10 protein-coding genes are annotated in these 10,948 nt (G+C 62.8%); 4 read left to right on the top strand and 6 right to left on the bottom strand.

Going from position 1 to position 10,948, the window contains the following annotated elements:
* Window positions 1–306: hypothetical protein (locus OKB77_RS15200; RefSeq protein WP_270817931.1), on the top strand; the 306-nt coding region annotated here is incomplete at its 5' end.
* 39 nt (window positions 307–345) lie between these two features.
* Here the strand turns inward: OKB77_RS15200 and OKB77_RS15195 are convergent.
* The 5 genes from OKB77_RS15195 to phnR all read right to left on the bottom strand — a co-directional run bounded on the left by OKB77_RS15195 (window position 346) and on the right by phnR (window position 6,718).
* Window positions 346–1,752, bottom strand: a complete 1,407-nt coding sequence (locus OKB77_RS15195; RefSeq protein WP_270817930.1) for an FAD-dependent oxidoreductase — start codon at window positions 1,750–1,752, stop codon at window positions 346–348.
* An 18-nt stretch (window positions 1,753–1,770) separates the two neighbouring features.
* Window positions 1,771–3,507: a putative 2-aminoethylphosphonate ABC transporter permease subunit gene (locus OKB77_RS15190; RefSeq protein ID WP_270817929.1), complete on the bottom strand. Its 1,737-nt coding sequence runs from the start codon at window positions 3,505–3,507 to the stop codon at window positions 1,771–1,773.
* Entirely contained in the window at window positions 3,504–4,598 is a 1,095-nt protein-coding gene (locus OKB77_RS15185) for a putative 2-aminoethylphosphonate ABC transporter ATP-binding protein (RefSeq protein ID WP_265776473.1), read from the bottom strand. The genes OKB77_RS15190 and OKB77_RS15185 overlap by 4 nt, the downstream gene beginning before the upstream one ends.
* Before the next feature lie 272 nt (window positions 4,599–4,870).
* Window positions 4,871–5,890 (bottom strand): putative 2-aminoethylphosphonate ABC transporter substrate-binding protein, encoded by a 1,020-nt coding sequence (locus tag OKB77_RS15180; RefSeq protein ID WP_088868815.1) that lies wholly within the window; start codon window positions 5,888–5,890, stop codon window positions 4,871–4,873.
* 120 nt (window positions 5,891–6,010) lie between these two features.
* A complete protein-coding gene (gene phnR / locus OKB77_RS15175) occupies window positions 6,011–6,718 on the bottom strand; it encodes a phosphonate utilization transcriptional regulator PhnR (RefSeq protein WP_021231304.1) in 708 nt (235 codons plus the stop codon).
* A gap of 265 nt (window positions 6,719–6,983) precedes the next feature.
* On the opposite strand from phnR, the gene phnW reads away from it, so the two are divergent.
* Genes phnW through phnX form a run of 3 tightly spaced genes read left to right on the top strand, consistent with a single transcriptional unit; the run spans window position 6,984 to window position 10,394 of the window.
* Window positions 6,984–8,126: a 2-aminoethylphosphonate--pyruvate transaminase gene (phnW, locus tag OKB77_RS15170; protein ID WP_270817928.1), complete on the top strand. Its 1,143-nt coding sequence runs from the start codon at window positions 6,984–6,986 to the stop codon at window positions 8,124–8,126.
* Window positions 8,123–9,562 (top strand): aspartate aminotransferase family protein, encoded by a 1,440-nt coding sequence (locus tag OKB77_RS15165; RefSeq protein ID WP_265776475.1) that lies wholly within the window; start codon window positions 8,123–8,125, stop codon window positions 9,560–9,562. The genes phnW and OKB77_RS15165 overlap by 4 nt, the downstream gene beginning before the upstream one ends.
* Window positions 9,555–10,394 carry a phosphonoacetaldehyde hydrolase gene (gene phnX, locus OKB77_RS15160; RefSeq protein ID WP_181223997.1) on the top strand — a complete coding sequence of 280 codons (840 nt, stop codon included), beginning with the start codon at window positions 9,555–9,557 and terminating at the stop codon, window positions 10,392–10,394. Before OKB77_RS15165 ends, phnX begins: the two co-directional genes overlap by 8 nt.
* 98 nt (window positions 10,395–10,492) lie before the next feature.
* On the opposite strand, the gene OKB77_RS15155 is transcribed toward phnX, so the two are convergent.
* Complete coding sequence (locus OKB77_RS15155; RefSeq protein ID WP_270817927.1) at window positions 10,493–10,945, bottom strand: NUDIX hydrolase; 453 nt, start codon at window positions 10,943–10,945, stop codon at window positions 10,493–10,495.
* Between the last annotated feature and the right edge of the window lie 3 nt (window positions 10,946–10,948).

Genomic DNA, 10,948 nt, shown 5'->3' with positions numbered 1-10,948 from the left:
AATAAGATGAGAACACCCGATCAGATCGCTGAAAAATCAGAAAGTTCCATTAAATCTCAGGGTATGATCCCGCCCTGGGTGCCGAACGAAGTGAAGCCCAACGTTTACCGTGAAATATGCCTATCAATCATGCTCGCCTGTTGGGCTTCGCTGCGCTACGCTCTGCGCCAACCTACAAATCACGCTATCTCAACCCTGCCGCCGCTGGGGCCCATCAGCGGATCACGCTTGGCGATAATGCTCCCTCAGATTTCACCTGTAAAAATGCCGACCCTCGGGTCGGCATTTTCAAGAAATTGGCTGTAGGGCGAACAGTATGGGAAATGGTTGCCCTCTATCGCCGGGCTATTTATCCGCCTTGCCCGCCGCATCGGCAAGTTTGGCCAGCTGTTTGTCATACCAGGCCACAGGGCGGTTCTCATCTTCCGCCCGCTCTTTGCGCCGGATGGCGTTGCGCACCGCCATGGCCCCCAGCCAGCGAAACGGCTCGGGCGGAAAATAGCCGCGCGGGCCGCTGACCAGGGCGCAGTCACGCCACGGTTTGTCCTCCTCCCGCATCTCGTCTCTCACCAGGGCCGCCAGGATCTGGCCGCCCATCCAGCTCTGGGCCACCCCGTTGCCGGAATAGCCAAGGCCATAGACGATATTGGGCTGCCCTCGCCAGTGGCCGAAGAAGGGGAGGCCATCTACCGAGCGGTCGGAGGCGCCGCACCAGCTGGCGGCGATGGGCACCTCTTTGAGCGCCGGAAAGAAGCGGCGCAGGGTGCGGGTAAGGGGGGCAAGATAACGGCTAGGGGCATCGAACTCGGCCAGATGGCGGTTGGCAAAGGCGAAGGTGTTGCCCCCCTTGCCCAGCATCAGCCGCCCTTGCGGGGTGGAGCGGTAGTAATGCACAAAGGTGCGGCCATCCACCACGGAGCGGCCGTGCTCAAGCTGCTGGGCGGCCAGTGCATCCGGCGCGGGGTCGGTTATCACCATATCGGAGGAGACCAGCACTATGCTGCGGCTAAACTCGCGAAAGTGCTGCACCATGGCGCTGTTGAGGGCCAGTACCACCTTGCGGGCACGTACCTCACCCTGCGGCGTTGGCACCCGCGCTGGCTGGCCCGCCTCAAGGCGCTGCATGGGGGAGTGCTCATAGACCTCGACCCCCAGTTCCCGCGCTACCCGCAGCAGGCCGCGCACCAAGAGCGCCGGTTGCACCGAGCCCGCGTGGGGGCTGTAGAGCCCCTCCAGATGAACGTGGGAACCGCACTGGCTCGCCAGCTCACCCTCTTCAATCGCCTGCCACTGGTTAAGACCGGCTCGCTTGAGTTCCTGCAATACCGGCTCCATCAGGCCGCGCTGGGCCTCGCTGGTGGCGGTGTAGCAGGTGCCCTCGACCCTCAGCTGTGCCTCTATGTTGTGCGTTTCGCAGAAGCGGGCGATCTCGTGTACCGCCTGCTCGGATCTTTGCACCAGCCAGGCGGCCTGCTGCTCGCCAAAGAGGCGCTTTAAGGTCAAATACTTGGCCGACCAGGTGAGCAAACAGCCGCCGTTGCGCCCGGAGGCGCCGCTGCCGCAGCGGTCTTTCTCCAGCACTATGACGTGCAGGTGGGGCTCGGCCTGTTTAAGGGCGATGGCGCTCCACAGCCCGGTAAAGCCGCCGCCGACGATGCAGACATCGGCCTCGTGGTTGCCGTGAAGTGGCGCGGGGGGCGCGGGCTGTTCGGCGGCGAGCGCCTCGGCCAGCCAGAAGGGGAGAGTGGACATGATGACTCCTCGATAAGGTTATTGGTGGCGCCAGCGCTGGGTGCGATCCAGCAGAGCGCGACTTAAAAAGAGCTGGAGCAGCTTGACGGTGGCGGCGGCCAGCAGGATCAGGGTGGCCATGGCGGCGGCCGCGGCGGTATCGCCGGAATCCTCCATATTGAGCACGGCGATGGAGGCGAGCACGCTGTCGCTCGAATAGAGGAAGATCACCGCCGAGGTGGTGGTCATGGCGTTGACGAACAGATAGATGAAGATCTCCAGCAGCGCGGGCAGGGAGGCGGGCAGGGTGACTCGCCAAAACGCCTTCCAGAGCGGAATGCGCAATGAGATGGCCACCAGCTCCAACTCCTTGGGCAATTGCTTGAGGCTGGTCAGCGCCGTCATATGACCCACGGTGTAGTAGTGGATGACGCAGGAGAGCACCATCAGTGGCAGAGTGCCATAGAGGCCGCCAAAGAGCGGATTGCCGTTGAAAAAGAAGATATAACCTAGCCCCAGCACCATGCCGGGCACCGCCAGCGACAGCATGGCAAGCAGATGTAGCAATTGGCGCAGCGGCGCAAAGTGGCGCCCCTTCTCCTGCGCCCAGGCCAGCACCATCACCAGCACGGTGCCGATAAGCGCGGTATAGAGGCCCAGTTGCAAGGTGTTGGTAAAGGGCTGCCAGCCGTAGACGCTGTTGCTGTCAAAGGCGTAGTGATCCAGCGTCAGCCCGAGGTTGTAGGGCCAGAACTGTACCAAGGATCCGTAAACCGCCATCCCCACCAGTGCCAGAAACAGCAGGGCCCAGAGGGTACACCAGCCGAGCGCCAGCAGATCCCGCAGCCGATGGGGTTTGGGCTGATAGGGTACCGCCTTGGTGCTGCTCTGCTCCTGCATCTTGCTGCGTACCCTGTGCTCCAGGGCAAAGCTCAACAGTGCCGGCAGCAGCAGGGTGACGCTGGCAACGGCGCCCAGCGAGAAGTTCTGCATCCCGATCACCTGCCGGTAGATATCGGTAGCCAGCACGCTGTACTGGCCGCCAATCACCTTGGCAACCCCGAAGTCGCAGATGGTGAGGGTGAAGACCGCGATGGCGGCGCTCAAAAGACCGTAGCGAGCGGTAGGCAGGGTGACGGTGACAAAGGTACGCCAGCCGCTGCTGCCCAGCACCCGGGAGGCTTCATAGAGGCGGGCATCGCTCTGACCCAGCGCCGTGATAAGGATCATCAGGGCGTGGGGGAAGCACCAGAAGCCAAGGCCGATGACGATGCCGATGGGGCCGTAGATGCTCTCGCCGCCGAGCAGCCCCTTGGCGATCCCCTGATTGCCAAACCAGTAGACCAGACTGATGGCGGGCAACAGGGAGGGCATCAGAAGCGGGATCAAACCGATGAGGCGAAACAGGGGCTTGCCCGGCATACAGGTGCGGGTGAGGGCGTAGGCGTAGCCAAAGGCGATGGTCACCACCAGCGCGGTGATCAGCACCCCGAGCCAGAGGGTGTTGCCGATGGTGCGCCCCAGATGAGGGGAGTCGAAGTAGGCGCTGAAGTTGGCAAGGCCCACCCAGAGACCGTTCTCATCCTGCAGACTTTTTTGCAGCATGGTGAGCAGTGGCAGCAGCAGACCGCCGGTGAGCAGGGCAATGCCGAGCACCAGCAGGATCAGTTGCAGCAGCTGATCCCGGCTCCAGCCGCGACAGAGCCGCTGCCAGCGGGCGTCTTGACGGGCTGTCACTGGTGGCAGCAGGGAGGAGGTCGCGAAGGGGGCTGTCATGGGCGATCTCCTTCAAACAGCTGCATCGCTCCGGCGGGCCAGTGCAGCGAGCAGCGCATGCCGCTGCGCCAGCTACCCTGTTCGTGGCGGGGGAGCTCGTGGGTCGGGCGCTCCACCAGAATTTGCTGTGGGCCCAGATAGGTGTCGGCGGTGCAGATCAGGCGCTGGGCGGCGCCGAGAAACTCCACCTGATCGATGGTTGCTTCAACGCCATGTTGGCCAAGATACGGCTCGCTCGGCGCACTCAGGGTGATTGCCTCGGGGCGGATCGCCACCTGCAATTTGCTGCCGGCTGCGGCCTGGTTGGCAAGTGTCAGCGGTTGTTCGTTGAGGCGCACCTGATTGGGGCTCAGCACCAGGGTCTCGAGGAAGTTCATGGTGCCGACAAAGCTTGCTACGAAACGGCTGGCAGGCTGGTGGTAGATCTCCTGCGGAGTGCCCACCTGTACGATGCGGCCGCCCTCCATCACCACGATGCGGTCGGCCATGGTCAGCGCCTCTTCCTGATCGTGGGTCACCATGATGGTGGTGATGCCAAGGCGCTGCTGCAGGGCGCGGATCTCGCTGCGAAGGTGGGTGCGCACCAGCGCATCCAGCGCGCTGAGCGGTTCGTCCAGCAACAACAGACCGGGGGAGAGGGCGAGCGCCCGGGCCAGCGCCACCCGCTGCTGCTGGCCGCCGGAGATCTGGCTCGGGTATTTGTGGGACTGGGCAGTGAGATCCACCAGCCCCAGCCAGTGGTCCACCCGCTCCTTGATGAGATCCCGCGCCAACCCCTGATTTTCAAGGCCGAAGGCGATGTTCTGGGACACCGTCAGGTTGGGGAAGAGAGCATAGGACTGAAACACGATGCCAAAATCGCGCTGCTGGGGCGGCAGGCGGGAGATATTGCGCCCCCCTTGCCAGATCTCGCCGCTGTCCGGCAGATCCAAGCCGGCGATGGCTCTGAGCAGGGTGGTCTTGCCGCAGCCGGAGGGGCCGAGAAAGCAGATAAACTCCCCCGGCTCAATGGTCAGAGAGATCCCTTTCAGGGCCTGAAAAGCACCGAACTGCTTGTTGAGATGTTGAATGTCCAGATAGGGCTGGGTCATGGTTCGACTCGCTACTGATTTGGTATATACCAGTTTGCGGGTGAAGTGTGACGGTCAGGTGATCGGGGGATGACAGCTTGATGACAGTCAAATGAGATCGGGCCGTCAACAAGTGGCTGGGCCCTGTGTGGATGGGCGAAGCGTCGCTAATTGAAGGCAATACAAACTCGGGAAGTTAAAACCAAAAAGCGAAGGCCAACAGCTGTTGGCCTTCGACTGGCAGTTTATTGGCAGCGGTGTGTCTGGCGTGAACAAACCGCCGCCCTTCACGCTTACTGCTTGGCTTCGGTCTTGCCGTCGAAGCTGGCGCTCCACTGGGCCAGGATGGCGTTACGCTCGCGGGCTGCCCAGCTAAAGTCGTTGTCGATCATCTGGCCTTTGATATCCGCCGGATAGCCCGCTCTCGGTTGGGCTACATCGGGGATGGCGACCACGGCAAACGACTTGTTGTAGAGGGCGTTGGCCTGTTCGGTGGCGGCAAAGTCGAGCAGCTGTTTGGCGGCATCCAGCTTGGGGGTGCCTTTGATGATGGCGGCAGCTTCCATATCCCAACCTGACCCCTCTTTCGGGAACACAACCTCGATGGGGGCACCCTTGGCCTTGAGGCTGGTGGCCGGGAAGTCGAAGGAGATCCCGATCACCGTCTCGCCGCTGGCGGCCAGCTTGCAGGGGGCGGAGCCCGAGTGGGTGTAACGGTCGATGTTCTGGTGCAGGCCGTTCATAAATTGCCAGCCCTGCTGCTCACCCATGGTCTGCAGCCAGCCAGCGACGCTCAGGTAACCGGTGCCGGAGGAGCTGGGGTTGGGCATGATCACCTTGCCCTTGTAGATGGGCTTGGTGAGGTCGGCCCAGCTGGTGGGGGCCGGGATCCCCTGTTTTTCCGCCTCTACCTTGTTGAAGCAGATGGCGCTGAAGAAGGCGTCCAGACCGATCCAGTGCGGCTCGGCCTTGCTGTCGCGAAAGCGGCTGTCGAGCTTATCCAGCCCTTTCGGTGCATAGGCATTGAGCATCTGCTGCTGATCGAGCTGCATCAGGCTGGTGGCGGCCAGTCCCCACACCACATCCGCTTTGGGCTGGGCTTTTTCTGCCAGCAAGCGGGCGGTAACCACGCCGGTGGAGTCACGCACCCACTTGATGTTGATGTCCGGATGCTGGCGCTCGAACGCGGTTTTCAGCTCGTTGAGCTGCTCCGGTTCGAAGGCGGTGTAGACGGTGAGATCGGTCGCGGCCAGTGCCGGGGCGGTCATGGCAGCCAGCACGGCGGCGGCCAGCAGATGGGTTCCCTGTTTCATCCTCTTCTCCAGTTAAATTGGTTTGGTATAAACCAGATTGGTCGAGAGAGAGGCTAGGGGATCTTTATGACGTGACCGTGACAGCCCCGTGACGTTTTGCCGTTCCTGATTTATCCGTGACTAATCCTGGGTATCTACTTCGATCTCTAGGCTGTCGTGGCGCCAGTACTCCAGATCGAAGTCGAGCACCCGTCCGTGCTGATCGAAGTTGAGCCGCTCGAGGCGCAGGGCGGGCAGACCGGCGGTGGCCCCCAGCGCCTTGGCCACCTCGTCCGGCAGGGCGGTGGGGAAGAAACGTACCTGCATGCGGGCGTAGTGGAGATCGTAATGGGCCTGGTAGATCTCGGTCAGACTGCCGTTGAGATCCAGTGCCAGCAGGCCGGGCACCCGCTCTGGCAGGCAGTGGTTCTCGCAGTAGCAGATGGCGCGCCCGTTGGCGTAGCGCAGTCGCTTGAGCAAAAAGAGGCTGTCAAACGGCTTGAGCTGAAGCTGCGCCATCAACGCGGGCGGTACCGCCTGGCGGCTTTTCTCCAGCAGTTCGGTGCGCGGCTCACCCCCTTGCTCCCGCACTATCTGGTGAAAGTTGGAGGTGCGTCTGGGGTTCAAGCGAAAGCGCGGCGGTGTGACGAACCAGCCGCGGCGATCCTCCCGATAGATAAGGCCGTTCGCCTCCAGCTGCACCAGTGCCTCGCGGATGGTGACCCGGGTGGTGCCATAGAGTTCTCCCAGCAGCCGCTCGGAGGGGAGCTTGTCGTTGGGGGCCAGACCCCCCGCCAGGATCTGGTTGGCGAGGGCATCCTTGATCTGCAGATATTGGGGTTTGCTCATGAAAATCCCTGGTTTTGCAATAAGTTGTGCAATGAGTTGGGCAATGGGCTGGGCACAGGGCAGGTCATCTGCCCGGTCGTTACACGGCAACATCAACATGCGTTGGTAGATACCAGCAGCGCCCCTGCTGTTCAGGCTTCCTAGATTATCGCGATCCCGGCGCTGAAAATGAATTTTTTGTTGCACGTAGCGCCACCCCTTTGACCTTGGCGGGGCAGTTACCCACAATGCGCTCATTCTGGTATATACCAAAAGGAGCGAAGTCATGACCCATATTCCTGCGGCCCCCGCCGCCGTCGATTACCTGCTGCTGACCCCGGGCCCCCTCTCGACCACCGCGACTGTGCGTGCCGCCATGCTGCAAGACAGCTGCACCTGGGATGCGGACTACAACCTGGGCGTGGTGGAGCCCATCCGCCGCGAGCTGGTGCGCCTCGCCACCGGCCCGGAATATCAAAGTGACTACAGCGCCGTGCTGCTGCAGGGGAGTGGCAGCTATGTGGTGGAGAGCGTGCTGGGCTCGGCGATCGGCGTCGATGAGTGTCTACTGATCATCAACAACGGCGCCTACGGTGCCCGCATGGGGGAGATGGCCCGCTGCCTTGGCCTGCGCCACCATGAGCTGGACTGCGGCGAGACCATCCGCCCGGAACCCGACGCCATCGAGGCGATGCTGGCGCGCCACCCCGAGATCACCCATCTGGCCACGGTGCATTGCGAGACCACTACCGGCATGCTCAACCCCCTTGAGGAGGTGGCTGCGCTCTGCCAGCGCCGCGGCATTCGCCTGATCGTCGATGCCATGAGCAGCTTTGGCGGCATCCCCATCGACATGGGGCGACTTGGCATCGAGTTTCTCATCAGCTCGGCCAACAAGTGCATTCAGGGGGTGCCGGGTTTTGGCTTTGTCATCGCTCGCCGCGCCGCGCTGACGGCCTGCGCCGGTCGTGCTCGCTCGGTCTCCCTCGACCTGCATGCCCAGTGGCAGACCATGGAGCAGCAAGGGGGCAAGTGGCGCTTTACCTCGCCCACCCATACCGTGCTTGCCTTTGCCCAGGCGCTGCGCGAGCTGGACGAGGAGGGGGGCATCGCCGCCCGCCATCAGCGTTACAGTGAAAATCAGCGCACGCTGGTGGCGGGGATGGCTGCCCTCGGCTTTGCGCCACTGCTGCCAGAACAGTGGCAATCTCCCATCATCACCGCTTTCTACTCTCCGACCCACCCTGATTACCGCTTCGCCGACTTCTACCTGCGGCTCAAGGCGCAGGGCTTTGTCATCTACCCGGGCAAGGTCTCCCAGGCCGACTGCTTCCGGATTGGCAATATCGGCGATGTGACCCCGGAGCGGGTGCGCGAGCTGCTCGCCGCCATGGCCAGCGCCTGTTACTGGCAAGGGGACGCGCAATGACCAGCATGCTGGCTCAGGGTCGTGATCTGCGTGGCCGCGATTTGCATGACCATAAGCTGCACGGCAGCGGCCGTGCCGACAGCGAAGGGGATATCAACCTCGGCGAGGGGCGGGCGCGCTGGTGGGCCGACCAGAGCGAAGATGTACGGGCCGGATTGGCGGAGGATAGCCGCTATTTCCTCCATCAGGCGCTCTCTACCCCCTGTCTGGATCTGCTTGAGCGCGCGCAGGGGAGCTGGTTGACCAGTGTATCGGGCAAACAGTATCTCGATTTCCACGGCAACAGCGTCCATCAGCTGGGCCACGGTCACCCCAGGGTGGTGGCCGCGGTGCAGCAGCAACTCGCCGATCTGCCGTTTGCGCCCCGCCGCTACACCCATCAGGTTGCCATCGACTGCGCCCGCACCCTGGCCGAGCTGGCCCCCGGCGATCTTAACCGGGTGCTGTTCGCCCCCGGCGGCAGCGAGGTGGTGGGGATTGCCCTGAAGCTCGCCCGTTTCATCACCGGCAACAGCAAGGTGGTATCCCTGTGGGATGCCTTTCACGGCGCCTCCCTCGATGCCATCTCGGTCGGCGGCGAGGCCTGTTTTCGCGCCGGTATGGGCCCCTTGATGGCCGGAGTGGAGCGCATCCCGCCGCCCACCCGTTATCGCGGTGTCTGGTACCGCGGGGAGGGTGATGACCTGCACTACGCCGATTATCTGGAGTACGTCATCGAGAAGGAGGGAGGGATCGGCGCCTTTATCGCCGAACCTATCCGCAACACCGATGTGCAGGTGCCCTCGAAGGCCTACTGGCAGCGGGTGCGGGAGATCTGCGATCGCCACAAGGTGCTGCTGATCGTCGACGAGATCCCCAACGCCCTGGGGCGCACCGGCCACTGGTTCAGCTTTGAAGAGTTCGGCATCGAGCCAGACATCATCTGTCTGGGCAAGGGGCTGGGGGGCGGGGTAGTGCCGTTTGCAGCTCTCATCACCCGCGACCGGTTCAATCAGGCCGCAGCTATTTCACTCGGTCACTACACCCACGAGAAGAGCCCTATCGGCTGCGCGGCGGCGCTCGCTACCATCAGTACCATCCGCGAAGAGGGGTTGCTGGCAAAAGCGCAGGAGGATGGCCGTTTTATGGCGGCCGAGCTCGGCAAGTTGGCCGAACGTCACCCGCTGATCGGGCAGGTGCGCGGTATCGGTATGCTTTGGGCGCTCGATCTGGTGGTCGATCATCAGAGTCGCGCCCGCAATAGCCAAGCCGCCGAGCGGCTGCTCTACCGCTGTCTGGAGCTGGGGCTCAGCTTCAAGGTCTCCCAAGGGAACGTTATCCAGCTCTCGCCACCGCTCAATATCACCCGCGCCGATCTGGTGCGCGCCATCACCATTCTCGATCGCGCATTGGGCGAGATCGCACTTTCACCGAAACAGGAACACCACCATGACTGACTTGCAGATTGCCATTCACCCGACCACCGACGTGGAGGCGCTGATCCTCGACTGGGCCGGTACCGTCGTCGATTTCGGCTCCTTCGCCCCCACCTCCATCTTTGTCGAGGCCTTCGCCCGCGCCTATGACTTCCCCGTGACCCTGGATGAGGCGCGCCAGCCTATGGGCCTTGGCAAGTGGGATCATATCGCCGCGCTGGGCCGTCTGCCCTCGGTGGATGCGCGCTGGCAGGCTCGCTTCGGCCATCCTATGAGCCACGCCGAGGTGGACCACATTTATCACACCTTTATGCCGCTGCAGATTGCCGCCGTGACCCGCTTTGCCGCCCCCATCCCCGGCGTGTTGCCAGTGCTGGATGCTCTGCGGGGTCAGGGGCTGCGTATCGGCTCATGCTCCGGTTACCCCCGTCCGGTGATGGAGGCGCTGGTACCAGCGGCTGCCGATCACGGCTATCGGCCGGATCACTGGGTCGCCACCGACGATCTCAAGGCAGGTGGTCGCCCCGGTCCCTGGATGGCGCTGGCCAACGTGATTGAGCTGGGAATAAGCGCCGTGCATCGCTGCATCAAGGTGGATGACGCCGTGCCGGGTATCAGCGAAGGGCTTAACGCGGGCATGTGGACGGTGGGATTGTCGGTTTCCGGCAACGAGTTTGGTGCCACCTGGGACGAGTTTGCCGCCATGAGCGAGGCAGAGATCGCCGCCCGGCGCGCACCGGCCGAGGCCAAACTGCGGGCGGCGGGGGCACACTATGTGATTGATACCCTGGCCGACATCGCCCCGGTTATCGCCGATATCAACCGCCGTCTGGCGGCTGGCGAGCGGCCGTAGGCCATCTGCTTGGTCTAACAAAAGCGCATGGCTGGCTTTAGATACAACACGCCCCCATCCGGGGGCGTGTTGTATCTACAGGGGGAAGTTGTGCGCGGTCAGCGGATATCGACCCGCATCAGGGGAGAGGGGGCGTTGTCGACAAAGTGGTGCCAGATATGGTCGTAGAGCGCCTTCTGGCCGGGGAAACTCACCAGCGCCTTGGCTTCGGTCAGAGAACACCAGCGATATTCGGTGTGCTCGTCGTTGAGGGTCACCGCCTGATTGGCCGGGCAATAGACCACAAAGACCGGCACCACCTCCACCGTATTCAAGGCGGCATCGTAAAACTGCTCCAGATACTGGCCGTTGTAGAGCTCGGTGACCCGGATACCCGTCTCTTCGCCAAACTCCCGAATAATGGTCTGCCAGCCGTTTTCACCCGCCTCCATCGTGCCCGCCACATGACACCAGAAGCCCCCCTTGACCCGTTTCATCACCATCAATTTGGTTTCGCCATCGACAGTGGTAAGGGCAACGCCAGAGACGGCCTTGCAGCGAATGGGGATCATGAT

This window comes from Aeromonas sp. Y318-3, assembly GCF_027706185.1.
Taxonomy (GTDB): Bacteria; Pseudomonadota; Gammaproteobacteria; order Enterobacterales; family Aeromonadaceae; genus Aeromonas; species Aeromonas veronii.
The sequence above is the reverse complement of the archived record's forward strand: the minus strand, read 5'-3'. Positions and strand labels throughout refer to the sequence as shown.